Consider the following 21,715-nt stretch of genomic DNA (forward strand, 5'->3'; position numbering starts at 1 on the left):
GGATGCGTCGACCCAGCCCCATGGGTTTGCAGTCCACCCTCCCGCCCAGGTATCAGACAGGGAGCGGGCGGGTAGGGTGGTGACTAGGCGGCCAAGGCCTGCCGTGATCGGGGTGACCAGGTGTCGTTGGCTGCTGCGATGGCGGCCATTGGCGGCGGACTGACACTGTTGCCGCACATGAACACCTGCTCCGACTTCGTGAACTTCCGACCATCGTGCCCGTGGGTGATGATGTAGCTTGGCGGGAAGCCCTGAGCTGCGTAAAGCTCATGCGGCTGCAGCATGCGCAGGCAGATGTCGACGATCACATACGGGTCGCCGCCGATCCAGACTGTGACCAGTGCCAGCCGGTCCTTAGTGGTCACGGTGCTGACTGGCTCACCCATGCCGATCACGTTCTCGCCGATGCCGTGGTACTTCATCAGGAAGGCCGCACAACGCAGCGCTCCCTTTTCGGCGTCAGGCGAAAGCTTCAGCTCAACCAATCCGAACCGGGTGCCACCAGCCAGAACAGTCGGCAGTGGTTCCTCAGGATCAACGCTGATCACGTTCTCTGCCATCGCAGTCAGGTGAGCTGTTACCAGTGCCGACTTGCCGCCACCGCCTGCGGTTATGGTTGGCGACGGCTCATCCACGGCCTGGCCAACGCTTGCGCCGAACTGACGCGAAAGGAAGGCCGTGCACAGAGCATGGTGCGTGCCGCCGGCGCTGACGGTGTGCAGTGGGTCTTCTACATCTCTCGCATCACAGTTGCCGCGTAGGTGCACCAGGTTGGCTGTCACCAGTCGCTGCTGGCTGCCGCTGTTGGTGACCGTTGAGACTGTCTGATCCATGCCGCGAGACAGCATGGTGTTGAAACCGCCGTTGGCCTGCTCAAGAAAGGCGGTTGCCACCGCGAATGAGCCGCCTTTCGGCCAGGCTGTTACTGTGTTCAGAGGCTGATCAACCGAGTGCAGCGCATCGCGTGACCAGTTGGCTATTGGCACGATAAAGGGCTTGGCCTTTTGCAGCACCTCCCGCTTGATGCCCTTGGCAATGCGCCGTTCGGTAGCTTCGGCCAGTGGCTTCTTGCGATCAAAGATGCTCTGCGTTGGAAGACTGAAATCAATGCACTCGGCGGCGGTGCGGTATGGCTTCTGGCCCTTGCCCGGCTTGGCTGCATGCGTTGGCTTTGGCCATACGATCGGGTTTCCGTCGCGGCGGGCCACCAGAAACAAACGCTCTCGGCTGGTTGGTGCTCCGAAATCGCAGGCCTTGAGAATGTTGTGCTCGACGGTATAGCCCAGCGCCCGAAGGCAGCTGAGGAACTTGTGCCAGGTGGTGCCTTTGCGTTTCGGGTCAGGCACTAGGAACTGCTCACCGCGCTGCGTGCGCTCACCTGGTGCTGCAACAGTGCCATCCAGCTTCATAACCCGGCCGGTCTTCTTACAGCGCTTGGCGATAAGCGGACCCCATTGGCGGATCTGCTTCACGTTCTCCAGGCTGATGATTCGTGGCTTGCCGATCCCGGCCCACTTGATCACCACCCAGGACAAGTCGCGCACCTCTTTCTTGCGAGGCTGCCCACCAGCCGCCTGGCTGTGGTGGGTGCAGTCTGGTGATGCATGAAACCATCCGATATGCCGGCCAGCCAGCACCTCAACCGGATCAACCGCCCACACGTCCGTCTGCAGGTGCAGTGCGCCCGGGTGGTTGGCCTCATGCATGCTGATGGCTGCCGGGTTGTGATTGATGGCGATGTGCACCGGGCGACCAAGGCCCATCTCAAGGCCGGTGCTGGCGCCGCCACCGCCGGCGAAGAGGTCGACGTTTATCTCGTCGTCAGTCTCGACCAGCGGCAGGCCGTACTGGGTGTGGAAGTCGAACGGCGCTGGCTTCTTCATTGAGGTCATGCGAACTGCTCCGTGGAAAGAGTTATAACCGCTGGCCGCGCCGTGCGCTTAGGAATGGCTTGTCCGCCCCCGCCTTCTCGGCAACAAACTCTGTGCAGATCACCACCGCATCTACTCCGTCGTGCCGGTGCACTGGCATGGTGTGGAAGGGCAGGTGGTTGCATTTGTTTATGCGCTTGGTGCAAGCAAGGCAGCGCCCGCCTTTGGGGTAGTAGTTCATGCACTTGATTCCGGATCATCTTCTGTGACCGACGCGACACCCGAGTCGAGGTCACGAAGCTCTTGAATGGTGAGGGTTGTGGTGCCATCAGTTACGGCCCACTGGTTCAGCTCTAGGCTGCGGAAGGTGCCGCAAAAGTGACGGTACGCACCCAGTGCAGCGCGGCGGAATGACTTGGCAGCCACCGGCCCAATCGGTATGTCCTTACCCCCCCCTGTGAGGGTTAGGTTGAAGGTGGCGAGGTCAGCGATGCGCTTATGTGCCGCACGCACCGTGCTCGGTTGCAGCGCCATAAGCTCAGCTACTTCACTGATCGACCTGTCAGCCAGGGCGTTGAATATGTTCTGGTCGCGCTCAGGGTTGCGCAGGCCGGCATAAAGTACGTTGGGCATAACTTTCTCCAGGCAATAGCAGCCCGTTGCGCTGCTGGCGCTGGGCTTGGTTGGGTTACGTGATGTGGGCGGTGTTTTCGTCGCCCGGGTCGGCGCGGAGTTCGCGCAGGCTTTCATTGTGGAATTGCTGCGCCACGTTTTCGGTTATCTCGAAAGTGTGGCGCGGGCTTTTTAGTGCATGGGCTGAGCCTTCCGGCCCGAGGGCATGCAGGTTGATGATCATGTTCTGAATGGCTTCGGATATAACCGTGATGCCGTGCCAGCGCATGAGGTCGGCAAGCATGGCGCGAGTGCCAGGGCGGAGCTTGTTGCGCAGTTCTTCCTCGCCGGCTGCTGCCGCCTTTTTGGCCGAGTTCGCTGAGCGCTCCTTGGTAGTCTTGGCCATCACGCCTCCAGATCAGTTTGGCGGCCGCGTGGAATGCGGTGGGTCCAGATCATGTTGAGCACGTACTTGGGCGTGAGCTTTGGCGTGAAGGGCGCCTGGTCGGCGATGTCTTCAATCGTCAGGCCCTTGCCGGCCAGCTCGGTGATGGCGGCGATCTTTCTTTGCTTGAGCACCATGTTGGGCCGTGGCTTGCGCTCGCTCGCCGTCTTGCGCACACGCACCACCGGGATTGCCTTGGGCTTGTCGGGGCAGTTGATGCGGAAAGCCGGCATGGGCTCGTTGCCGATGCGGATGGGCAGCGTTTGAACGGGGCCGTTGTGGGCTTCGAATGCGGCCATTTTGGCGGCCAGGTTGTGGCGCAAGCTGTTGCGCGCCTCGATGCTTGATTGGTCGATCATGGTGTGACTCGCAAGTTATGCGGCGCAGTTGAGAAATTCACGCACCACTGGCAGGCGTGAGCGGCTGCAGGGCAGGGGATCGGCAACGCCCTGCAGGTACACAAGCCCGGCGATGTGCTTGGGCTCAGGGATGACCTGCAAGATCCGCCCGCGCGCCACCAGCACGCCGCGGTTGATGAGCAGGAAGTGCTCGCGGAACTCATCAGCCAGCGCCCGGAGGCTGTCGTTAAGCAGCAGCTCGCGGCCGTCGACGTGGTGCGCCACGGTGTACTTGTCAGCCGAGTGGAAGTGGGTGATCTGCTCGACAGGCCACACCACCGGTTTGCCCCGGTACTGAGCCTTTACTGTTGAGCGCTGCATGCTGCCCCCTGGTTGGCAGGCAGGTGGGCGCCGCTTTCCAGCGCCTGCTGGAGCCATGCGGCCTCTTTGGCAGTGCGGCGAAAGCCCAGGACGCGGTGGCTGGTGCTGTCGATGACGCGAACCATGCCCTTGCCGCTTATGTAGGCCTGGGTGCTGTCCGGGCGGTAGCCCTGGTGCAGGCTGCGCGCAGCAAATGCGGCGCGGGCATTGCGGGCCAGGGTGAGCAGGTCGGTGAGTTCTGCGGCGCTGGCTTTGGCTTGCTGGATGGCATTCATGATGTGGCCTCTCGGTTGGTCATACCCATAAGTCAGCCGCACCAACGCGCCAGACTTCCGCAAGGCTGCGTGCTGGGTTGGCTGCTTATGGGTACGGGGTAGCGAAAAAGCCCGGCATCGGGAACCCTGTGCCGGGAATTGCGCTGTACGTTCGGGTGGGGCTTTGGGCTTGGCCCAATGATGCGCGGTCACATCGTCGCCCCGCTTGGCCGCTGCCTGTCAGGTGTTGGGCGCAGCCTTCAGGCTTACTGCGCCGCGCAGGTGTTGCGATGGCTTACTTCATGGCTATGGCCTCCGGTTGCGCGCTCACTGGGCAGGCAGTGGCCACCTATTGAATTGGTGCCGGCTTGCGACCATTCCGGCTGACCTGCGGGGTGATCTAATCCCCTGGCGGCTTCGCTCCTGCTTAGCCGTGGCCCGAGTGCTTGCCGCCTCCCGGCGGTGTACCTACCCAGTCGGAATGAACGATTCGTCTCTAGGTTGTGATGCGCGAAAGTGCGCATCGGGAAGTGATGGCCGGAGCTGAACCCGGCATTCTTGGTTTCACTGCTGGCTTAACGGCGAACTTCACCAGTACGCAGCGCCATAGAGCCTCGCCTTGCTCCATCCTCCAAGCCACGTCTTCGCGCATCAGCCTGCGCATTCATCGCTTCCCGATACGCCCTGCATGCAGGTGATCGGTGCCTTATGCCCAGGCGGCAAACCTGCATAGCGCTAGCCTCTCTCCTGATCAGCTAGTGGGCGCCCCGGATTTGTCGGGCGGGGATTCGAGGCTCAGCGTGTAACCGTCTTTGCCGTAATGCGTGGTTAGGCGGCGGTGTATTTCATCAAGTGAATAAGCGATGCCGGCGTGGCCCTTATGGCCCCGGTAGAGGTATTGTTCGCCTTTCACCTCATACGTAAATTGCATAGGGATATCTCCATGTTTGGCAAAATCGAACCTCGCTATGGCGCAGAGGTTTATATCTCCGAAACAGATAAAATCTGCATCAAGCAGAACCAAGGCGATCACGATGATGTGGTTTTGATCTTTGATGAAGGCGAGCTGGATAGCCTTATTGGCTATTTGCAGGACGCCAAGCGCAGCCTGGATGAATCTCGGCGTGTAGCTGAAGAAAACGAAAACAACTGACCTCCCGGTTGTCATCCCAAGCAGCCCTGTCGCCAAGGCTGCTCAGTGATGCTGTCCGCTACTGCGCCACGCGCAGCTCTTGCCGTGGCACCCAGCTGCCATTGACCGACACCATGCAGCCCACAAAGGCGGCGTAGCGGGTGTCGCGGTCGGTTTTGTAGCCGTAGTAGGCGCAAGCGCCGCGGCTGATGGCGCTGTTCACGATTGCTGCCGCGATTAGCAGCAGCATCCCAACAATCAGCACCGGCCTAAGCCGGCGCTTCACGCCTCAATACCGAAGTCTTTAAGGCGCAGGCCCAGCTCGTTACCGATTTCAGCCAGCACCTTCATTTCCTCGGGGCTGATGTTGCCGTCGCCTTCGGCCACGGTGAGCATGTTGACGAACACTTCTTCGGCGTCTGCCGGGTTGTTCTTGATGTCGCGAATCTCGCGCAGGATGTTCATGCGCCCCAGGCGAAAGCCGGCCTGCAGCTGCTCGGTGAACAGGTTGACGGTGGTGGTGATTTCGCTGCCGAAGTGCTCAAGCGCCTTGTTGGCGCGGATCTGGATATCGATCTGCGCTGCTTCGTTCTTGCTGATTTCGCCATCGGATGCCGCTACCAGTAGGCAGCCACCGACGATGGCCTGCATCAGGTCACGGTTTTCCAGTTTCTTCACGGCGCGCTTGGCGCCAAACAGCTTCTTGCCTAAACCGAACATGGTCTTTCCTCTTGCTGGTGGGGTTTTCCCAATGCGCCCTGTTGCCAAGGCGCATCAGTGAAAACTTGCAGCCGCACTGCTTTCCGGGTCATTCGCTCGGGTGGTAATCCATCGTCAGCCGTGTGCGTTCGCACCGTTGGCAGGCTTTCCTCGTTCGCCTGTCTGACGCCGGTCGCCGGTAGAGGCGTGCGGTTTGTGTTGCTGCAGGTTGTTAAAGAGTGGCGGCCTTTCGGCCTGGCCGGTGTTGCTTCGGCTTGGTCTAATAATCACGCAATGTGTTTAATCTGTCAAACACGTTTCGTGATTTATTTTCGCGCAGGCACAAAAAAGCCCGCACAGTGACGGGCTCGGGGGCTGGCTATTGGTGCCGGGGTATCGGCTTTTGGATGGGCAATAAAAAGCCCCGCGAGTGGCGGGGCTTTTTAGGACGCTGTGTTTTTAATTGTGCTGGGGTTGAGCGCTGCTCATTACCTGATTCTGCTGGCGGGTTGCTTCAACCAAGACGGCGGAATAAACGCGCTTCTTTTCTTCGGACTTCGCGTTGCGGATGAAGTCTGCGAATTTGCTTTTGGTGCCTTTTTTGGCCCCGAATGCCATGTTGAATACATTCATGATATTACCCCTCAGTTACCCCAAGCATGGCCATTAGCGTGGCTCTAGTGTGCTTCTCGGGTATATGGTAGTCGATCTTGTCGACACCCGCTTTGTAAAGGCGCCCGCTGTTGTCGATGTTCTTCAGCAGCAAGTCGACGCTGATTGCCTTGCCGTACTTTAGCTTGAGTCGGTTCACTACGTCACGCGCCGCGAAGTACTGCTCGACGAAATGCTCTGGGCGTATACGCCGCCCTTCGGCTATCTCGCGCGCGGCCACGAAGTTCCAGGCCAGCTCTGGCTCTTGGTACACGTAGAGTATTTGTACTGTGCGATTTCTGGAGAGCGAGCGCTCTATATTGCCCTTAGCCTTCGAGTAGTTTGAGAGCGTGCCGTCCAGCACGAACGATTGAGACTGGCTAAGCGCACGATCAATGATCTTCTCGACTAGGATCGAAACGCCCGCCTGGAACAGCCATGCATTGCCCCCGGTGTAGGCCTCAAACTCGCCGCGTAGCTCGTCGGGGTCTATGCGTAGGGTGTGGCTGTCACTGAATAGGCCGATTAGCGCTTTTGACGCCTCAGTTTTGCCCGCTCCTGGCGAGCCAGCCATAAAGACTGACACCGGGTCTTCCTCTCTTGGGAAGATGGCGAGGTCTGTCAGGCGGCGGGCAATCTTCTTTTTGTTGGCGCGCGCAAATGCCACGGCTTCGTCGTGTATGTGCTGCTCATCGGGATTCATCATTTGGCAATGCTAAGCCCGCGCCGGCGGCGCACGGTTGACCACCAGAAGACCCAGCCCAACATGCGGATGTTGGCGAACTGTTCGGCGCTCAGGGTTTCGTCGGGGAACTCGTCATCATTCTCGCTGCGCACTCGCACCGCGCCGCCGGGCAGGCGGTAGAGGTATTTGACGCGCAGCATGCCGTCTTGGTCGAAGGCGTATATCTCGCCGTCCTCGATGTGCTTGCTGCCGGTATCAATGCCGATGGTGGCGCCGTCCATGATGAGGCGCTCCATGCTGCGGCCTTTGACGGTGGCGCACACGGCGTTGGCAGGCATCACGCCAGCTTCACGCAGGGTTGACTTAGCGAAGCGCAGCAATCTGCCTGGCACTTCGATTACCTGGGTAGCTCCGCCTCCTGCAGCCAACTCAACCTCCTTGTATAGCGGTATGGCGACTTCATCGTCACCCAATGGTGTGCTGCTGTCCCAGGCTGACATGGTGCCGATCAGCTCGGCATTGGCTTCGATTCCTGCACGGGGCTGGTTTGTAAGCAGCTCCCGCTCATTTACGCCTAGCACTTTGGCCATAAGCGCAATGTCTTCAAGCGTTGGCTCGCGGGTGTCTCTTTCGTAGTTGCCGACACGCGACTGGCTCGCCCAGCCGCAAGCCTTGGCCAGCCCTGCTTGGGATAAACCCTTGATGTTCCTGTAGTGCGCAATGCGCGATCCGAGCGTTTTCATACCCGAAATAATAAACACGGAACGTAATGGCGGCCTTTCACTAATTGTGTTTGCAGTAATCACGATGCGTGTTTATCCTGTGCATAGTTAATCAGGAGAGAATCCATGAACCGTATCCGTGAAGTTCGCGAGGCGGCTGGCATTAAGCAGGTGGATTTGTACAGCCGCCTGCGCTGGAAACAAAGCCGTCTGAGCAACTTTGAGAACGGCCGCCGCACCCCTGACTTGAATGCAGCGCGCGAGCTTGTCGCCGCGCTGAATCACCTGGGCGCTGACTGCGACCTTGATTCGGTCTTCCCGGCTGCTGCCGCTGCCGCTGCCGCCTGAGCCAGCAATTACAGAGTAGAGGCGCCGCCTCAAGGAAAAAACTAGGACATGAGCAAGCAAGTGCTAGAGACCCGCAGAGAAGTGATGAAGGAAGTCACCAAGCATTTCCCAGGTGGGCAGGACTGCGCCGCCGCGAAGCTTGGCATTAAGCCAAAGCGCTTGGAGAACCAGGTTTATGAGACGGCCGGTTGCACGCCCCTGAGTGACGCCGAAATTCATGCGCTTGAGCAGGTTTCCGGCACCCATCACCTGCCGGATTACATCTGCCGCATGTATGGCGGCGCATTTATGCCTCTGCCGGTGGCTGACCAGATTGACAGCGTTGAGCTGCATTCCCGCTCGGTTGACGTTGCAGCCAAGCGCGGGCGCGTTGACGTGCTGATCGCTGAATCCTTAGCGGACAACAAGATCACTAAGGCAGAGGCCGAGCTTCTGCATGCGGCGCTATCGAGCTACCAGGCGGCGCACGCCTCTGAGCTGCTGGCAACCATCAGCCTGTACCGCGAGCAGTAGCCAAATCGCAGGCAAAAAAAAGCCGCTGGTCTAGAGCGGCTTCTTCAACAACAACACACGGAGTCGATTATGCACATGCAGCCTTCCCCGAGCAATACCACCCTTACCGCGCCACGTTTTGCGCAATGTGAAAACGTGGCGCGGACGATGAGCAGCCGAGAGATTGCCGAGTTGACTGGCAAGCGTCACCCGGATGTGAAGCGTGACATTGCGGCCATGCTCGATGCGCTGAATGGAGATGTGAGCAGTTTTGCGCGCATCTATCGGGACAGCCAAAACCGTGAGCAAACCGAGTATCACCTTGATCGTGAGCACACCGATTGCTTGCTGAGCGGATACAGCGTGCCGTTGCGTATGAAGGTGATCCGCCGTTGGCATGAACTGGAGCAGGGGGCTTTGGCTCCGGTCATCCCGCAGAGCCTGCCTGAGGCGTTGCGCTTGGCCGCTGACCTTGCCGAGCAGAACAACCAGCTGCGCCTTGTGGTAACCGAGCAGGCGCCGAAGGTTGAGGCGCTGGCGCGCATTGCGGCGGCGCGCGGCTCGATGTGCCTGACAGATGCGGCCAAGCACCTGGGCGTACAGCGCAAGGTGCTGATCGCTTGGCTGCGTGAGAACCGCTGGGTTTACCGCCGTGAGGGTTCGATGCGCTTGGTGGCTTACCAGCCGCGTGAGGCTTCTGGCCTGCTTGAGCACAAGGTTTCGGTGATTGGCTTGGATGATGACGGCGAGCAGCGCCTTGCCGGCCAGGTGCGCGTTACCCCGAAGGGTTTGGCGGTGCTTGCGCAGAAGATGGGGGCCACCCGATGAGTGTGCAGGCAATGACTTGGGCGCTTGAGCAGACCCTGGTTAAAACCCCAACCGCGCGCCATGTGCTGCTGTGCCTGGCCAATTACGCAGATAAGCACGGTCGCGCTGCTTTCCCTTCCGCCAACAGCTTGAGTGAAGACACTGGGTTGTCTGTGCGTACCGTGCGCAGCGCGCTTGATCATCTGCGTGAGGTGGGCGCTATTGCTCCGGGTAACCAGGCCATTGCGGCGGCTTATATCGACCGTCACGACCGCCGCCCGGTGGTTTATGACCTGGCCATGCAACGGGGTGCAGCTGCTGCATGCGGCACTGAGCGGGGTGCAGTAGATGCATGCCGTTGTGAGGGCACGGGGTGCAGCTCTTGCACGAACGGGGTGCAACTGACGCAGGAACGGGGTGCAGCAGCTGCACCCAATCCGTCCACTAATCCATCAGTTAAACCAAAAGCTGGGCGCACCTGTGCGCCGGGTGCCGCGAAGTACGACCCGGTGACTGAGTGCCCTGGCAACGTCAGCCCGAGCATTTGGGCGGAGTGGTGCCAGTACCGCCGTGAAATCCGCAAGGCGTTGACCGCCACCACCGTTCGCAACCAAGCCGCCGCCCTGGCTGGCCACCACAACCCCGATGCCGTGCTGAGCCAGTCAATGGCCAACGGCTGGACGGGCATTTTCCCGGAGAAGATTACTCATGACGCCAGCCAGCCAAATCGCCCAGCAGGTGACAAGTCAGCCGTTGGGCAAGTGCGCGCCGCCATTGCCGCCCGTGAAGCCCGAGAAGCTACGCCAGGGGCTGCTGGACAACCTGTGGCTCAAGATGACGGAGCTTTACGGGCACCGCTGGACGGGGAGTTTCGGCGTGTCGGCTGATCAGACTCATGCTTGGGCGGCAACGCTTGGCGGGCTTACTGGTGCGCAGATCGCGGTTGGCCTCTCGGCGTTGGCAGTGACCCAGGACCCGCAGTTGAAACGGTGGCCGCCGGCGGCACCTGAGTTCCGGGCAATGTGTGAGAACCGTGACCCTGAGGCGTTTGGTTTGCCGGCTGAGGGGGCCGCCTACCAAGAGGCCTGCAAGCGTGCTCACCCGGCTGGTGGTTCGCTTGATGCGCCGTGGAGCCATCCAGCTGTTTGCCACGCCGCGCTTGAGACGGGCTTTCACTGCCTGCTCAGCTCGAAAGCCGATGTGAGTCGCAAGCTGTTTGCCCGCAACTACCAGGCCGCCTGCCGGATGGTGATGGATGGCCAGCCGCTGAAGGCGATCCCGCTGGGGCTGCCTGACCCGTATTCGGTTTCATCCGTGCGCACCGAGGAAGGTGGGCGCAAAGGGCTGGCCGCTTTGCGTGCGGCACTGCGCGGGGGCTCAGTTCAATGAAGTGGGCCAAGCAATCCGAGTTCGTTGCGCTGAGCAACACCACGCCGACCTACAAGGTGGCGAAGTTCGTCGTCGACGGCGCAGCGCTTTACCGAGCCAGCGTGCGCGGGGAGTTCATCGGCAAGGTGTGCGATGACCCGAAAGAGGCTCAGGCGATCTGCGAGCGGCATTTGATGATTGTTGGCGAAGAGAAGGAAGTGGCGTGATGGTCGTTGAATGGTACGTGTACTGGGTTGTGATCTGTGGCCTGGCCTTGAATCTATGGCTTGGCGTGAAGCTTGGCGGCCTATTGGGCCGACTGGCTTATTCAGTGGTTGCTGCCACCTCATTCGTGCGCTTTGCGTGGGCCTGCGCGAAGGTTCACGGCTTTAAGCGCCGCCGATTCCCAGCCTGGATGTATGCCCCGCTGATTTGGTGGGAGTTCTTTGTGGTTGAGCTTTGCGGGTCAAAGGGCTCTGTCTCTCACATGGGTGGTGCAGGCACTTGGAACGGCATTGGTGACTGGACTGTTTTCCCAGCAAAGAAAGAGGTGGTGTGATGGGCGGCCTAAAAGAAGCCAACCCCAAGGACTCTATCGGGTCGCAGAAGCTGCCTTTGCACCTGTGGCCAACTACTGCCACTGCCATGGGTTGCTTGGGGCTGATGGACGGTGCGTTGAAGTATGGTCGTGCCAACTGGCGGGTTAGTGGTGTGCGGGCTTCGATCTACTTTGACGCAGCAAGCCGCCACCTCAATGCGTGGTTCGAAGGTGAGGCGGTCGACCCTGATAGCGGCTTGCCGCATCTGTCACATGCTCTTGCGTGCTTGGCCATTCTGGTGGATGCGGAGGCAGCTGGTCTGTTGGTGGATGATCGCCAAGTGCCAGGCGGTTACCGCTCGCTGATTGATGCACTGACCCAGCATGTGCCGCGCCTGCAGGACGTGCACGCCGATCGCGCGCCGAAGCACTTCACCATCGCTGACCAGGTGGCGCCCTGATGGCTGCGAAAGGCGGGGAGCTGCGCACCACGGGTGATGTGGTTCTCTGGTGGCTGCGCAGGGTTGAGCAGAAGTATCCGGCGAACTCGGACTACAGGAAGAATGTGGTCTCGATGGCCAAGGTGAACATTCTCCCGGCGCTGGCGCGTGTGGCCATCAAGAAGCTGGATCGGCGGGTTGTGGATGACAAGCTGATCTGGCGCATGGGTGGCGACGGGAAGGCGCCCGCCACCCAGCAGAAGGCTATTCAGGTGTTGCGCCGGGCGTTCGCGACGGCCGAGAAGACGGGTCGCATCAAGATCAACCCGATGGCCTCGATCACGTTCAAGGATTTCGACAGCGCGCCCATCAAGAGCAAGCCTGCTGCTTTGTCACGCATCGACCTGCCGCCTTTGGTTGCGCAGCTTTCCGAGGCCTTCGACAAAGACCCGGTGAACGGTCTGTTGCCTTTGATGATGCTGGCCCACGGCACGCGCATATCGGAAACGCTCAAGGCCACCTGGGCGCATATTTCGAGGGCTGAGCGCTTTTGGGTGATCCCCGCGAACAAGTCCAGCCGCCTGCATGAGCTGCCTTTGACGCCTCAGGTGCTGGCGTTGCTGGCGCGCTATCGGGCTGCGTTGCCTGACGCCCGCGCCCAGGGGGACTGGGTGTTCCCAGTGAGGGGCGGTGCTCGGTTGTCGGCCACTACGGCTCACTCAATGTTCCGGTCGATATCGGGCGGCAAGTGGTCGAGCCATGACCTGCGCAAGCTGATGCGGGCCTCGCTGTCTGAGCTGGGTGTGGATCACTTCATTGGCGAGCGGCTGATCAACCACAGCCTTGGCAAGACGGCTGAAACCTACCTGACCCGCGACGTGGCAGGCCGCTGCCGTGAGGCGCTTGAGCTATGGCACGCCCGTCTTGATGAGTGCGGCTTTTCAATCGCGCACGGCCTAAATGTTGCCGCTGCTGCATCCCCGCAAACAGACGCAAGCCTAGATGCTGCGGGCACTCCGGGCGTTTCCAGTGTATTCACGGGTAGAGGATGAAGATGAACGGAAAACAGACTTTGGAGTGCACCAAGCACGGCCTGCGCTTCGAACAGTTTGACGACTGGGCGGACAAGAAAGATTCCCCTGTTCCTCAGTGCTACATGTGCGGCCATGAGCAGCATCAGGCAACTCGCCGTGAGCTGGCAGAGGTAACCCGCCAGCGTGACCTGCTGCTTGGCGCTATCGAGGTGAAGCTGGCTGTTCCGGTTAGCAGTGGCCGGAGTTTGAGCTGATGACTGCTAACCAGGTGCTGCTGCCCTGGCCGCCGAAGGTGCTGAGCCCGAATGCTCGCAGCCATTGGGCGACCCGCAGCCGTGCTGCCAAGGCGTACCGCGACAGCTGCTTTCTGCACGCCAAGCTGGTTGGCCTGACTGCGCCTGCTGGGCGGTTGCTGCTGGTGATTGAGTTCCTGCCGCCGAACCGCCGGCGCCGCGATGACGACAACCTGATCGCCGCGTTCAAGTCTGGCCGTGACGGCTTGGCCGATGCCTTGGGCGTTGATGACTGCCTGTTTGTGACGCAGTGCAGCCTGAGCACTGAGGTTCGGCCAGGCGGCGCCGTGCGGGTAACGCTCAAGCCTTATGTCGAGGCGGCGCAGTGAGCAGGCAGGTGGCGGTGATCCCTCTGGTGCGCTGCGAGGTGTGCCAAGGGCAGGGCGTTATCAAGGGCATCTTTCATGTGATGGATTGCGCGGGCTGCAACGGCGCGGGGTTGATCGATCGGGCGACCAATGAGGCGCTGAGCCTTGAGCAGATGGTGCAACAGCTGAGGTTAAGGCTTAACCGGGCCAATCGGCGGGTTGAGCAGCAAAGAGAACAACTGGAGCGTGCTGGCCTGGTTCCCGTAACGGGGCCTGCAGCTGACTACCAGGGCAACAACAAGAAGGGCGCGGGCGGCGCGCATCGAACTGGCGACTGAGGGGAAAGCCATGCAGGTCACACGTGATACAGAGGAAATGCTTGAACAGTGGGGCCTGTGGGTGGTTCAGGGTTCAGGCGTGGCTGGTTGTGCGGTGCCAACTGAGCAGCGTACGCCGATGATCACCGATGATGAGGCGTTGCTAATTGACCGGCTCATGGGGCGCTTGGGGAAGCGCTATCCAGAGTGCGGCGAGGTCATGCTGCGCTATTACACCAGCAGCAGCTCCTTTGCCCAAGTTGGTAAGCGGATGGGGTTCGGTGAGGAGAAGACGCGGCAGTTGTGGAAAGCTGGTGTGGCCTGGATTGATGGTGCTCTCGAAACTCGTCGCTTAGCCGCTTGACGTCCCCGGGCCGAAACCTATAGATTACAGCTAATTTGCGGTTGTACCGCTTGAAAAGCCCTGGCCTAACCGCCGGGGCTTTTTCGTTTCCGCTATCCCTCAGCTGTTACCCAACAGCCCTTGCCCGATCACACCGGGCCTTTTATCCCTGACACCCAGCACGCATGCCCGCCTCCTTGCCCCGAGCAGATGGCGGCGCATTGCTGTGCTGGACCTATAAGCAGAGACCGGCCGGCGATGGCCAAGGTATCCACTATGCGAGCACGTGACATGACTGAGCCAGCATCCACCGCATTTGGCGGGATTGCGCTTTACAAGCTGGGCCTGCTGGGCGCGTTCTCTGCTGTGTTGGTGACCATCGTTGTGATGGCCATGACATTGCCAAAGACGCCGCGTGAGTTCGTGGTGGCCTTGATCTGCACCGTTGTATCCAGCCTGACTGGTGGCGCGTTCGTGATCCGCTGGTTTGAACTGCAGCATTGGGCCAACGACGATATCGGGCTGATTGCATTGGCCGGCGCCTTCTTTGTGTGCGGCCTGCCTGCTTGGGTGATGGTGCGCGGTTGGTTCGTGTATGCCGAGCTGAGCAAGCACATGAGCCTGCCTGACATGCTGCGTGAGCTTAAAGCGGTGGTGTGGAAGTAGCAGAGGCCCAGCATGATCCAGGTGACCTTCAAGGGATTGCGCGAAAGACTGCAGACCCTTGATCGCCTTGAGCGTGAGCAGCTTCCATTTGCGGCTGCTCTTGCCCTGACCAGGACAGCCCAGGAAGTGCAATCTGCGCTGTATGCCGAGATGCAGATAGCCTTTGACCGCCCCACGCGCGCGACCCTGAACAGCCTGTATGTGCAGCCGGCAACAAAGGCAAAGCTGGAGGCAAGGGTTTGGATCAAGGATGGCAGGTCCCGCAGCGCTAGCGGCAATACGATCGTTGGTGAGAGTGGGGCTTGGGGTAAGGGCCGAGCCGCGAGTAAGTGGCTGCAGCCTCAGGTCTATGGTGGGCAGCGAAGCAAGAAGGGGTTTGAGCGGCGCCTCGAAAGATCAGGCGTTCTAGCCCCAGGCCAGTACGTTGTCCCTGGCGACTCAGCCAAGCTCGACTCTTACGGCAACATAGGTAAGGGCAAGCTAAACAAGATCCTATCGGGCGCCGGGGTTCTCTCAGGCGCGGGCTATGACGCCAACGCAACTGATAGTGAAAGGTCGCAAGCAAAGGGCAACAGACGCTTCTTCCTTGTAAGGAAGGGCAGTCGGCCCATGGGTATTGCTGAGCGCCTGGGCTACGGCAAGGGCACCCAGAACAACATACGCATGGCACTGGCATTCGTTAAGCGTCCCGCGTACGGCATAGGCTTCGACTTCTTCAAGGTTGCCGAACGGACAGCCGACGACGCGCTGCCTATCGAGTTCGAGAAGGCTATGGCTCAGGCCCTAGCTACGCGGCGTGGCTGACGACTCATTGCCGACGAGGTTCGAGCTCGGGCGCTAGACATGCTGCGATCAGCGTCAATTCAGCGGCGCTTTTATAGATTTATAAGAATCATATTTTTTTAAGCCGAAAACACGGCGGGGCCCCTAGGGGCTTTGGCCCGTCAAGGGTAATTCGGGCCCCGACCTTTCGCTTCATACGAACTTTTTCCAGGGAAGCCGGTTCCGGTTCCGCTTGGGGTAATCATGGCAACGCAAGTTGAAGTAGCTGCTCACATCGATCTGAGTGATCGACAAGTGCGCAGCTTGCTCGCAGATGGCGTATTGCCTGGCTCTAAAGGTTCTGGCGGTCTTGATATTGACGCCTGCCGCTTGGCGTACATCCGCTATTTGCGAGGCCTGAACAACGGCCAAGTACGACCGGAAGTGCCAGAGGGTTTTGAGGGTGTTGACCCCAGCGTCGAGGCCAAGCTGTCACAAGAGCGCCTGAGGCTCACCGCCGCCCAGGCCGAAGGGCAGGAGCTGAAGAACGAAGTCACCAAGCGCAAGTCGGTACCGACTGACTTTGCCGTGTTTGTGCTCTCGCGCTTGGCCGCCGAAATCGGCTCGATTCTCGACACCTTGCCACTCACATTGAAACGCCGGCACCCTGACCTAGAGGTTAGGCACATTGAATCTGTACAGCGCGAGCTGGCCAAAGCTCGTAACAGGTCGGCGACCCTGGATGATCGCCTGCCTGGATTATTGAATGAGTATCTCGACGCCGCAGATTGAAGAGCTGCAAACAGCTGTTCGTCAGGGGCTTGTGCCGCTCATGCGCCCGGTACCGCAGACGCCCGTTGAGTGGGCGGATGATGACAACTTCTATCTGTCGAGTGAGTCCAGCTACCAAGAGGGTAAGTGGGAAACACTGCCGTTTCAGGTGGCCATGCTCAACGCCATGGGCAACGACGAGATCCGCACCGTCAACGTGATCAAGTCCGCCCGCGTCGGCTACTCCAAAATGCTGCTCGCAGCATCTGCCTACCAGATCGAGCACAAGCGCCGGAACATCCTGATTCTGCTGCCAACCGATGGCGCGGCGCAGGGCTTCATGAAGTCTCAAGTCGAAACCATGATCCGTGACGTACCGAGCATTTATGCGCTGGCTCCCTGGTACGGCAAGAAGCATCGCGACAATACGCTCGATACCAAGCGCTTCAGCCATTCCAAGCAGCTCTGGTGCCTGGGTGGTGCGGCTGCGAAGAACTACCGTGAGAAGTCTGTCGACACCATCATCTATGACGAGCTGGCAGCTTTTGAGCCGGACGTAGAGAAAGAAGGCAGTCCGACCTTTCTGGGTGACAAGCGGATTGAAGGCTCGACCTTCCCCAAGTCCATCCGGGGCAGCACACCCAAGATCAAAGGTATCTGCCAGATCGAGGCTGCGTCCAGCGAATCGCCGCACCTGCTGCGCCTCAACGTGCCATGCCCGCATTGTGGTGGTGAGCAGCATTTGAAGTGGGGCGGCAAGGACTGCGCCTACGGCATCAAGTGGGACCCGGAAAAACCGCAGAGCGCCTGGTACGTTTGCGAGCACAACGGCTGCGTGATCCAGCAGCACGAAATGCAAGAGCAGCACGCTAAAGGTCGTTGGATATGTGAGCGCACCGGCATCTGGACGCAAGACGGAATTGATTACTTCGATGCCGAAAGCCAACCGATACCGACGCCTGAGTCGCTGACCTTCCACGTATGGACGGCCTACAGCCCATTCACCACCTGGGGCCGCATCGTCCTCGACTTCTACAAGGCCAAGGGCGACATCAGTAAGCTCAAGACCTTCACTAACACCACGCTGGGTGAAACCTGGGAAGAAGACCAGGGCGAGAAAATTGAGTGGGAGCACTTATACGCCCGCCGAGAGATCTGGCCGAGTTTGCCCGCTAGGGTTGTTGTTCTCACGGGCTTTATCGATACGCAGGATGATCGGTATGAAGGACGGGTGTGGGCGTGGGCCGAGGGCGAGGAGGCCTGGCTGGTTGAGCGATGGATACTTTACGGCGACCCAGCCAGCGAGGAACTGCGCCGCAAGGTCGGGGTAAAACTTCATAACACCTACCTCCGTGAAGATGGTCAGCATCTTCGCGTAGCGCTGTGGGGCTGGGACTCTGGCGGTCACTACACCGATGAGGTGTATGCCGAGAGTCGGAAGCACGGCATACGTTGGGTTATCCCGACTAAAGGCCACAGCATCTACGGCAAACCCATCGCAGATTTCCCGCGCACTAAGAGCAAGGCCGGCGTGTACTTGACGATGATCGGCACCGACAACGCCAAAGAACTGATCTGTAGTCGGCTGCGCTTGCAGCCACAACCAGGTGTCGTGAGCCCCGGAGTGATCCACCTACCAGCTAACGATGCCATCTGTGATGAGTCCGAGCTTAAGCAGCTAACTGCTGAATCCAAGGTCTTAAAAATCGTAAAGGGCCGCCGTGTCCATCTATGGGATGCGGGCGGTCGTCGTAACGAAGCACTCGACTGCCTGGTTGGCGCGCTGGCGATGGTGCGACTTGCCCAACAGAACTTTGGCATCAGTCTGACAATCACCCCAAATGAAGCGCCTTCGGCTCCAGTTTCACGCCGTCGCACTACCTCCAGCACCTACTTGAAACGCTAACCGGAGCAACCATGACCACTGCCCAGCAGCGCCTAGATAACGTCCGTGCGGAAATCGACCGCGTGCTGAGCCAAGGTCAGCGGCTGCGTAAAGGCGACCGCGAGGTCCAGCGCGCAGAGTTGGCCAGCATGCGTATTTTGGAAGAGCAGTACGCCAAGCAAGCCGCCCGTGAAGCGACGGCACTCAACGGTCGCCCGCGAGTGTCGCGGCTCTATCACGGAGGCAAGGGCATCTGATGACTCGCATCCGTAATACCCCCAAGCGCATCCGCAACAGTTACGAAGGTGCAGGCACGGGCCGCCGTGCCAAAGGTTGGGACGCCCCGGATGCAGCGCTGAACGCGGTAGCAATCCCGGCCCTACCAGCCCTGCGCAAGCGGGCCCGGGCTGCGGTGCGCAATGACCCCTATGCGTTCAGTGCTATCTCCAAGCGCGTCACTAACATCATCGGCACAGGCATCGTGCCGCGCTCGCAATTGGCTGACGCTAATCAGCGCGCGGCATTGCATCAACTCTGGGAGGACTGGGTAGACGAAGCGGACGCCGACGACCGCTCAGACTTTTACGGCCTGCAAGCGTTGGTCTGTCGCATGGTGGAGGAGGCCGGCGAGTGCTTTGTGCGCCTACGCCTTCGCCGTGCTGAGGATGGCCTAGCGGTTCCCCTGCAGCTGCAATTGCTCCCGGCTGAGTTCGTGCCCCTGGACAAGAACTTCAAAACCCGTGCGGGCAACAACGTGCGTGCGGGCATTGAATTCAACAGCATCGGTAAGCGGGTTGCTTATTGGATGTACCACAACAACCCCGGCGACTCTGTAACTGCCGGGCTGCGCTACAACACCCTGCACCGCGTACCGGCAGACCAGGTGCTGCACATCTACGAAGTTGTTGATGCCGGCCAGCTGCGTGGCATCCCGCGCTTAGCGCCGGTACTGCTGCGCCTGCGCTCACTGGACAACTACGACGATGCCGTGTTGTTCCGGCAAGAGGTCAGCAACCTGTTTGCCGGCTTTATCAAGCGCCCTGCATCTGAAGGTCAAACACCGCTCGACCCGCTGACCGGGCAACCGATTCAGGCGGATCGTGACGGTGCTCCACTGGTTGCCCTTGAGCCTGGCTCAATGCAGGAACTGCTCGAAGGCGAGGAGGTTGAATTCTCCGATCCGCCGGATGCCGGCAACACCTACATCGACTTTATGCGGCAGCAGTTGCAGGCCGCAGCAGTGGGTGTCGAGCTGCCCTATGAACTGCTGACCGGTGATATGGGTGACATCAGCGACCGCGTGCTGCGCGTATTGCTCAACGACTTCCGCCGGCGCATCGAGCAGCTGCAATTTGCTGTTTACGTTCACCAGCTGTGCCGGCCTATACGTGCAGCCTGGATGGACGCCGCGGTGCTGTCAGGTGTTATCCGCCTGCCGGACTACGCAGTCCGGCGCCGTGACTACCTGCGCACCCGCTGGGTACCGCAAGGCTGGACCTACATCCACCCCGTGCAAGACCCGCAGGGCAAGATTCTGGAGATTCGCGCCGGCCTCACCAGCCGCAGCGAGCAAGTGCTGCGCACCGGTTACGACGCCGAGCTGATCGACCAAGAGAACGCCCAGGACAACCAGCGTGCCGACAAACTCGGCCTCAACTACTCCACCGACACCGCCGACCTGGCACCCGAAAAAGAGGATCAGTAATGAAACGAATTCCAAGCGCACTGGCTCTCGCCTGCGCCATGGCGGGGCTGGCGGCGTGCACCCTCGCACATCCGCGCATCATGAATAAAATCGCCACGCCTGATTTGCAGGCCGAGCACTGGTACAGCATCCGTGCAGTCGGTGAGGCCGATCAGAAGGTCATTGAAATCTACGTCTATGGCGAGATTGGTTATTGGGGCATCACCTCTGGCGATTTTATTCGCGACCTAAAGTCACAGGATGATGGCACCTCGCCGGTGATGGTGCTGTTCGACAGCATCGGTGGCGACCTCTTCGACGGCATTGCCATCCACAACACGCTCAACGCCCTGGGTGAGCGCTGCACCGCACGGATTGTGGGAGCCTGTTTCAGTGCTGCCAGCGTCGCAGCCTGTGGCGCGCATCGGGTCGAAATGGCCGACAACGCCTTGTTTATGATCCACAACCCTTGGACCTACATGGCCGGCGGCAGTGACGAGCTGCGCAAGATGGCCGACATGATGGACAAGGCACTGGACGGCATTGTGGTCAGCTATCAGCGCCGGCCTCTGACAATTGATGAGGTTGAGCTGCGTCGGCTCATCAATGACGAAACATGGCTGACGCCCGCCGAAGCCAAGGTGATGGGCTTTGTAGATGAAGTGCTTGAGGGCAGCCTCCCACAAGTCAGTAACTGCGCCCACGGCAAGATACTTAATCGGTATCGCAACACCCCCCAAGCCGCACTTGATTTGGTCAGCAGCCAGCCGGCTGAACCTGAACTTGAACCTGATCCGGCCTCTGAACCAGACCCTGCGCCCGACCTGTTAGCCCTGGCGGCACAGCTGACCACTGAGTGTCAGGCGGCTGGGCTGGCCAACGTGGCCCATGTACTCATCAATGCCAGCGGCTTGAAGAGCCCAGCAGCTGTGCAGGCCGCTGTGAAAAACGCCATCGATGTTCGCGATATCTGCGTGGTGGCCAAGCTACCGGGTGAGGCCGAGCAGTTCATCAAAGACGGCCTCACCGCTGACCAGGTCCGCGCCAAGTTATTCGACAAGCTGCTGGCCAATAGCAACCAGGTCGAGCTCAACAACCACCCGCCGTTGCCGGATGACCCAGCACCGACAATCACCGCAGTAACTCCCAAGGCTGTCTACGCCAGCCGCAAACCCAATGCCTCGAAAGGAGCGCATCAATGAACATCAAAACCGAAGGCGTGCACGCCGGTGAATTCCTCCGTTCGGAGGCCAACGGTGCGCGCAGCCGCGAAAATATCGTCATCAGCGCCGGTTCCGGCATTCTTGCTGCTGGCACCCTGTTGGCCGTACTGACTGCCGCCAACGCACTGGTACCCACTGCTCAGGCTGGCAACACCGGCAACGGCATAATTGGTTCGGCTACCGTAACCACTGCTGCCATCACCGGCACCTACGTAGTGGAAATCACTGAGGCTGCCGCTGACGGCGGTAAGTTCGAAGTGATTAACCCGCTGGGTATTTCAGTGGGTGCCGGCACGGTAGGCATCGCATTTACCGGCGGCGGCATCACCTTCACCTTGGCTGATGGCGCCACCGATTTTGCGGTGGGCGACGGCTTCAACCTGGCAGTCAAGGCCGGGCTTGGTGAGTACACGCCTTACGACGATGACGGTACCGACGATGGCCGTCGCACGGCCAGCGCCATTCTCTATGCCGGCGTTGACGCAACCGACAATGACATCCTCGCCGCCGCCATCGTGCGCGATGCAGAAGTGATTGAGCGTCTGCTCACAGGCCTAGATGCCAACGGCGAAGCCGACCTGGCCGCACTGGGTATCGTTGTTCGCCCCTGACGCAAGTCCATCCGCCCACCCGACACCCTAAACCC

General features: G+C 60.0%; 34 protein-coding genes. 22 read left to right on the forward strand and 12 right to left on the reverse strand.

Going from position 1 to position 21,715, the window contains the following annotated elements:
• Positions 1–83 precede the first annotated feature (83 nt).
• The 7 genes from AC0J6G_RS04835 to AC0J6G_RS04865 all read right to left on the reverse strand — a co-directional run bounded on the left by AC0J6G_RS04835 (position 84) and on the right by AC0J6G_RS04865 (position 4,832).
• Positions 84–1,892: a DNA cytosine methyltransferase gene (locus AC0J6G_RS04835; RefSeq protein WP_475251791.1), complete on the reverse strand. Its 1,809-nt coding sequence runs from the start codon at positions 1,890–1,892 to the stop codon at positions 84–86.
• Between the two features lie 216 nt (positions 1,893–2,108).
• Positions 2,109–2,504: a hypothetical protein gene (locus tag AC0J6G_RS04840; RefSeq protein ID WP_475251793.1), complete on the reverse strand. Its 396-nt coding sequence runs from the start codon at positions 2,502–2,504 to the stop codon at positions 2,109–2,111.
• Positions 2,505–2,559: 55 nt separating this feature from the next.
• Positions 2,560–2,889 carry a hypothetical protein gene (locus tag AC0J6G_RS04845; protein ID WP_475251795.1) on the reverse strand — a complete coding sequence of 110 codons (330 nt, stop codon included), beginning with the start codon at positions 2,887–2,889 and terminating at the stop codon, positions 2,560–2,562.
• Positions 2,889–3,287: a hypothetical protein gene (locus AC0J6G_RS04850; RefSeq protein WP_475251797.1), complete on the reverse strand. Its 399-nt coding sequence runs from the start codon at positions 3,285–3,287 to the stop codon at positions 2,889–2,891. The genes AC0J6G_RS04845 and AC0J6G_RS04850 overlap by 1 nt, the downstream gene beginning before the upstream one ends.
• Before the next feature lie 15 nt (positions 3,288–3,302).
• Positions 3,303–3,647, reverse strand: a complete 345-nt coding sequence (locus AC0J6G_RS04855) for a LytTR family transcriptional regulator DNA-binding domain-containing protein (protein WP_475251799.1) — start codon at positions 3,645–3,647, stop codon at positions 3,303–3,305.
• Positions 3,629–3,922: a hypothetical protein gene (locus AC0J6G_RS04860; RefSeq protein ID WP_475251801.1), complete on the reverse strand. Its 294-nt coding sequence runs from the start codon at positions 3,920–3,922 to the stop codon at positions 3,629–3,631. Before AC0J6G_RS04860 ends, AC0J6G_RS04855 begins: the two co-directional genes overlap by 19 nt.
• A gap of 730 nt (positions 3,923–4,652) precedes the next feature.
• Entirely contained in the window at positions 4,653–4,832 is a 180-nt protein-coding gene (locus tag AC0J6G_RS04865) for a hypothetical protein (RefSeq protein ID WP_475251803.1), read from the reverse strand.
• 12 nt (positions 4,833–4,844) lie between these two features.
• On the opposite strand from AC0J6G_RS04865, the gene AC0J6G_RS04870 reads away from it, so the two are divergent.
• Positions 4,845–5,054, forward strand: coding sequence for a hypothetical protein (locus tag AC0J6G_RS04870; RefSeq protein WP_475251805.1), 210 nt, complete (start codon positions 4,845–4,847; stop codon positions 5,052–5,054).
• A 58-nt stretch (positions 5,055–5,112) separates the two neighbouring features.
• Here the strand turns inward: AC0J6G_RS04870 and AC0J6G_RS04875 are convergent, their stop codons facing one another.
• The 5 genes from AC0J6G_RS04875 to AC0J6G_RS04895 all read right to left on the reverse strand — a co-directional run bounded on the left by AC0J6G_RS04875 (position 5,113) and on the right by AC0J6G_RS04895 (position 7,874).
• Positions 5,113–5,283 carry a hypothetical protein gene (locus tag AC0J6G_RS04875; RefSeq protein ID WP_475251807.1) on the reverse strand — a complete coding sequence of 57 codons (171 nt, stop codon included), beginning with the start codon at positions 5,281–5,283 and terminating at the stop codon, positions 5,113–5,115.
• Between the two features lie 32 nt (positions 5,284–5,315).
• The gene (locus AC0J6G_RS04880) at positions 5,316–5,753 is read right to left on the reverse strand and encodes a tellurite resistance TerB family protein (protein ID WP_475251809.1); all 438 of its coding nucleotides are present in this window, start codon (positions 5,751–5,753) and stop codon (positions 5,316–5,318) included.
• Positions 5,754–6,191: 438 nt separating this feature from the next.
• Positions 6,192–6,365, reverse strand: a complete 174-nt coding sequence (locus AC0J6G_RS04885; RefSeq protein ID WP_475251811.1) for a hypothetical protein — start codon at positions 6,363–6,365, stop codon at positions 6,192–6,194.
• Between the two features lie 4 nt (positions 6,366–6,369).
• Positions 6,370–7,086, reverse strand: coding sequence for a zeta toxin family protein (locus tag AC0J6G_RS04890; RefSeq protein WP_475253599.1), 717 nt, complete (start codon positions 7,084–7,086; stop codon positions 6,370–6,372).
• Entirely contained in the window at positions 7,086–7,874 is a 789-nt protein-coding gene (locus AC0J6G_RS04895; RefSeq protein ID WP_475251813.1) for an XRE family transcriptional regulator, read from the reverse strand. Before AC0J6G_RS04895 ends, AC0J6G_RS04890 begins: the two co-directional genes overlap by 1 nt.
• Positions 7,875–7,916: 42 nt before the next feature.
• On the opposite strand from AC0J6G_RS04895, the gene AC0J6G_RS04900 reads away from it, so the two are divergent.
• The 21 genes from AC0J6G_RS04900 (at position 7,917) to AC0J6G_RS05000 (ending at position 21,680) form a co-directional block, all read left to right on the forward strand.
• Positions 7,917–8,138 carry a helix-turn-helix domain-containing protein gene (locus tag AC0J6G_RS04900; protein ID WP_475251815.1) on the forward strand — a complete coding sequence of 74 codons (222 nt, stop codon included), beginning with the start codon at positions 7,917–7,919 and terminating at the stop codon, positions 8,136–8,138.
• Positions 8,139–8,186: 48 nt separating this feature from the next.
• Positions 8,187–8,651 (forward strand): YmfL family putative regulatory protein, encoded by a 465-nt coding sequence (locus AC0J6G_RS04905; protein WP_475251817.1) that lies wholly within the window; start codon positions 8,187–8,189, stop codon positions 8,649–8,651.
• Between the two features lie 147 nt (positions 8,652–8,798).
• On the forward strand, positions 8,799–9,458 hold the full coding sequence (locus AC0J6G_RS04910) for a phage antirepressor KilAC domain-containing protein (protein ID WP_475253601.1): 660 nt from the start codon (positions 8,799–8,801) through the stop codon (positions 9,456–9,458).
• Positions 9,455–10,324 carry a helix-turn-helix domain-containing protein gene (locus AC0J6G_RS04915; RefSeq protein ID WP_475251819.1) on the forward strand — a complete coding sequence of 290 codons (870 nt, stop codon included), beginning with the start codon at positions 9,455–9,457 and terminating at the stop codon, positions 10,322–10,324. The genes AC0J6G_RS04910 and AC0J6G_RS04915 overlap by 4 nt, the downstream gene beginning before the upstream one ends.
• A 133-nt stretch (positions 10,325–10,457) precedes the next feature.
• On the forward strand, positions 10,458–10,826 hold the full coding sequence (locus AC0J6G_RS04920) for a hypothetical protein (protein ID WP_475251821.1): 369 nt from the start codon (positions 10,458–10,460) through the stop codon (positions 10,824–10,826).
• Entirely contained in the window at positions 10,823–11,032 is a 210-nt protein-coding gene (locus tag AC0J6G_RS04925) for a hypothetical protein (RefSeq protein WP_425915958.1), read from the forward strand. The genes AC0J6G_RS04920 and AC0J6G_RS04925 overlap by 4 nt, the downstream gene beginning before the upstream one ends.
• The gene (locus tag AC0J6G_RS04930) at positions 11,029–11,364 is read left to right on the forward strand and encodes a hypothetical protein (RefSeq protein ID WP_475251823.1); all 336 of its coding nucleotides are present in this window, start codon (positions 11,029–11,031) and stop codon (positions 11,362–11,364) included. Before AC0J6G_RS04925 ends, AC0J6G_RS04930 begins: the two co-directional genes overlap by 4 nt.
• Complete coding sequence (locus AC0J6G_RS04935) at positions 11,364–11,804, forward strand: dATP/dGTP diphosphohydrolase domain-containing protein (protein WP_475251825.1); 441 nt, start codon at positions 11,364–11,366, stop codon at positions 11,802–11,804. Before AC0J6G_RS04930 ends, AC0J6G_RS04935 begins: the two co-directional genes overlap by 1 nt.
• Positions 11,804–12,835, forward strand: a complete 1,032-nt coding sequence (locus tag AC0J6G_RS04940) for a tyrosine-type recombinase/integrase (protein ID WP_475251827.1) — start codon at positions 11,804–11,806, stop codon at positions 12,833–12,835. The genes AC0J6G_RS04935 and AC0J6G_RS04940 overlap by 1 nt, the downstream gene beginning before the upstream one ends.
• Before the next feature lie 2 nt (positions 12,836–12,837).
• Positions 12,838–13,071, forward strand: coding sequence for a hypothetical protein (locus AC0J6G_RS04945; RefSeq protein WP_475251829.1), 234 nt, complete (start codon positions 12,838–12,840; stop codon positions 13,069–13,071).
• Positions 13,071–13,439, forward strand: coding sequence for a RusA family crossover junction endodeoxyribonuclease (locus AC0J6G_RS04950; protein WP_475251831.1), 369 nt, complete (start codon positions 13,071–13,073; stop codon positions 13,437–13,439). Before AC0J6G_RS04945 ends, AC0J6G_RS04950 begins: the two co-directional genes overlap by 1 nt.
• The gene (locus tag AC0J6G_RS04955; RefSeq protein WP_475251833.1) at positions 13,436–13,756 is read left to right on the forward strand and encodes a hypothetical protein; all 321 of its coding nucleotides are present in this window, start codon (positions 13,436–13,438) and stop codon (positions 13,754–13,756) included. Before AC0J6G_RS04950 ends, AC0J6G_RS04955 begins: the two co-directional genes overlap by 4 nt.
• A gap of 10 nt (positions 13,757–13,766) precedes the next feature.
• The gene (locus AC0J6G_RS04960) at positions 13,767–14,099 is read left to right on the forward strand and encodes an antiterminator Q family protein (RefSeq protein WP_475251835.1); all 333 of its coding nucleotides are present in this window, start codon (positions 13,767–13,769) and stop codon (positions 14,097–14,099) included.
• A gap of 270 nt (positions 14,100–14,369) precedes the next feature.
• Positions 14,370–14,744 (forward strand): hypothetical protein, encoded by a 375-nt coding sequence (locus AC0J6G_RS04965; protein ID WP_475251837.1) that lies wholly within the window; start codon positions 14,370–14,372, stop codon positions 14,742–14,744.
• A gap of 12 nt (positions 14,745–14,756) precedes the next feature.
• Complete coding sequence (locus tag AC0J6G_RS04970) at positions 14,757–15,548, forward strand: hypothetical protein (RefSeq protein WP_475251839.1); 792 nt, start codon at positions 14,757–14,759, stop codon at positions 15,546–15,548.
• A 222-nt stretch (positions 15,549–15,770) separates the two neighbouring features.
• On the forward strand, positions 15,771–16,298 hold the full coding sequence (locus AC0J6G_RS04975; protein WP_475251841.1) for a terminase small subunit: 528 nt from the start codon (positions 15,771–15,773) through the stop codon (positions 16,296–16,298).
• Positions 16,273–18,183: a phage terminase large subunit family protein gene (locus tag AC0J6G_RS04980; protein ID WP_475251843.1), complete on the forward strand. Its 1,911-nt coding sequence runs from the start codon at positions 16,273–16,275 to the stop codon at positions 18,181–18,183. The genes AC0J6G_RS04975 and AC0J6G_RS04980 overlap by 26 nt, the downstream gene beginning before the upstream one ends.
• Positions 18,184–18,194: 11 nt before the next feature.
• The gene (locus tag AC0J6G_RS04985) at positions 18,195–18,419 is read left to right on the forward strand and encodes a hypothetical protein (RefSeq protein ID WP_475251845.1); all 225 of its coding nucleotides are present in this window, start codon (positions 18,195–18,197) and stop codon (positions 18,417–18,419) included.
• Positions 18,419–19,867: a phage portal protein gene (locus tag AC0J6G_RS04990; protein ID WP_475251847.1), complete on the forward strand. Its 1,449-nt coding sequence runs from the start codon at positions 18,419–18,421 to the stop codon at positions 19,865–19,867. The genes AC0J6G_RS04985 and AC0J6G_RS04990 overlap by 1 nt, the downstream gene beginning before the upstream one ends.
• Complete coding sequence (locus tag AC0J6G_RS04995; protein WP_475251849.1) at positions 19,867–21,048, forward strand: head maturation protease, ClpP-related; 1,182 nt, start codon at positions 19,867–19,869, stop codon at positions 21,046–21,048. Before AC0J6G_RS04990 ends, AC0J6G_RS04995 begins: the two co-directional genes overlap by 1 nt.
• Entirely contained in the window at positions 21,045–21,680 is a 636-nt protein-coding gene (locus AC0J6G_RS05000; protein ID WP_475251851.1) for a head decoration protein, read from the forward strand. Before AC0J6G_RS04995 ends, AC0J6G_RS05000 begins: the two co-directional genes overlap by 4 nt.
• The last annotated feature ends 35 nt before the right edge of the window (positions 21,681–21,715 follow it).

Source organism: Pseudomonas sp. TS_SC_3 (genome assembly GCF_056156225.1).

Coding starts and splice junctions, on each gene's coding strand:
- AC0J6G_RS04835 (WP_475251791.1), bottom strand. CDS start 1,892: ATGACCTCAATGAAGAAGCCAGCGCCGTTCGACTTCCACACCCAGTAC.
- AC0J6G_RS04840 (WP_475251793.1), bottom strand. CDS start 2,504: ATGCCCAACGTACTTTATGCCGGCCTGCGCAACCCTGAGCGCGACCAG.
- AC0J6G_RS04845 (WP_475251795.1), bottom strand. CDS start 2,889: ATGGCCAAGACTACCAAGGAGCGCTCAGCGAACTCGGCCAAAAAGGCG.
- AC0J6G_RS04850 (WP_475251797.1), bottom strand. CDS start 3,287: ATGATCGACCAATCAAGCATCGAGGCGCGCAACAGCTTGCGCCACAAC.
- AC0J6G_RS04855 (WP_475251799.1), bottom strand. CDS start 3,647: ATGCAGCGCTCAACAGTAAAGGCTCAGTACCGGGGCAAACCGGTGGTG.
- AC0J6G_RS04860 (WP_475251801.1), bottom strand. CDS start 3,922: ATGAATGCCATCCAGCAAGCCAAAGCCAGCGCCGCAGAACTCACCGAC.
- AC0J6G_RS04865 (WP_475251803.1), bottom strand. CDS start 4,832: ATGCAATTTACGTATGAGGTGAAAGGCGAACAATACCTCTACCGGGGC.
- AC0J6G_RS04870 (WP_475251805.1), top strand. CDS start 4,845: ATGTTTGGCAAAATCGAACCTCGCTATGGCGCAGAGGTTTATATCTCC.
- AC0J6G_RS04875 (WP_475251807.1), bottom strand. CDS start 5,283: ATGCTGCTGCTAATCGCGGCAGCAATCGTGAACAGCGCCATCAGCCGC.
- AC0J6G_RS04880 (WP_475251809.1), bottom strand. CDS start 5,753: ATGTTCGGTTTAGGCAAGAAGCTGTTTGGCGCCAAGCGCGCCGTGAAG.
- AC0J6G_RS04885 (WP_475251811.1), bottom strand. CDS start 6,365: ATGAATGTATTCAACATGGCATTCGGGGCCAAAAAAGGCACCAAAAGC.
- AC0J6G_RS04890 (WP_475253599.1), bottom strand. CDS start 7,086: ATGAATCCCGATGAGCAGCACATACACGACGAAGCCGTGGCATTTGCG.
- AC0J6G_RS04900 (WP_475251815.1), top strand. CDS start 7,917: ATGAACCGTATCCGTGAAGTTCGCGAGGCGGCTGGCATTAAGCAGGTG.
- AC0J6G_RS04905 (WP_475251817.1), top strand. CDS start 8,187: ATGAGCAAGCAAGTGCTAGAGACCCGCAGAGAAGTGATGAAGGAAGTC.
- AC0J6G_RS04910 (WP_475253601.1), top strand. CDS start 8,799: ATGAGCAGCCGAGAGATTGCCGAGTTGACTGGCAAGCGTCACCCGGAT.
- AC0J6G_RS04915 (WP_475251819.1), top strand. CDS start 9,455: ATGAGTGTGCAGGCAATGACTTGGGCGCTTGAGCAGACCCTGGTTAAA.
- AC0J6G_RS04920 (WP_475251821.1), top strand. CDS start 10,458: ATGTGTGAGAACCGTGACCCTGAGGCGTTTGGTTTGCCGGCTGAGGGG.
- AC0J6G_RS04925 (WP_425915958.1), top strand. CDS start 10,823: ATGAAGTGGGCCAAGCAATCCGAGTTCGTTGCGCTGAGCAACACCACG.
- AC0J6G_RS04935 (WP_475251825.1), top strand. CDS start 11,364: ATGGGCGGCCTAAAAGAAGCCAACCCCAAGGACTCTATCGGGTCGCAG.
- AC0J6G_RS04940 (WP_475251827.1), top strand. CDS start 11,804: ATGGCTGCGAAAGGCGGGGAGCTGCGCACCACGGGTGATGTGGTTCTC.
- AC0J6G_RS04945 (WP_475251829.1), top strand. CDS start 12,838: ATGAACGGAAAACAGACTTTGGAGTGCACCAAGCACGGCCTGCGCTTC.
- AC0J6G_RS04950 (WP_475251831.1), top strand. CDS start 13,071: ATGACTGCTAACCAGGTGCTGCTGCCCTGGCCGCCGAAGGTGCTGAGC.
- AC0J6G_RS04960 (WP_475251835.1), top strand. CDS start 13,767: ATGCAGGTCACACGTGATACAGAGGAAATGCTTGAACAGTGGGGCCTG.
- AC0J6G_RS04965 (WP_475251837.1), top strand. CDS start 14,370: ATGACTGAGCCAGCATCCACCGCATTTGGCGGGATTGCGCTTTACAAG.
- AC0J6G_RS04970 (WP_475251839.1), top strand. CDS start 14,757: ATGATCCAGGTGACCTTCAAGGGATTGCGCGAAAGACTGCAGACCCTT.
- AC0J6G_RS04975 (WP_475251841.1), top strand. CDS start 15,771: ATGGCAACGCAAGTTGAAGTAGCTGCTCACATCGATCTGAGTGATCGA.
- AC0J6G_RS04980 (WP_475251843.1), top strand. CDS start 16,273: ATGAGTATCTCGACGCCGCAGATTGAAGAGCTGCAAACAGCTGTTCGT.
- AC0J6G_RS04985 (WP_475251845.1), top strand. CDS start 18,195: ATGACCACTGCCCAGCAGCGCCTAGATAACGTCCGTGCGGAAATCGAC.
- AC0J6G_RS04990 (WP_475251847.1), top strand. CDS start 18,419: ATGACTCGCATCCGTAATACCCCCAAGCGCATCCGCAACAGTTACGAA.
- AC0J6G_RS04995 (WP_475251849.1), top strand. CDS start 19,867: ATGAAACGAATTCCAAGCGCACTGGCTCTCGCCTGCGCCATGGCGGGG.
- AC0J6G_RS05000 (WP_475251851.1), top strand. CDS start 21,045: ATGAACATCAAAACCGAAGGCGTGCACGCCGGTGAATTCCTCCGTTCG.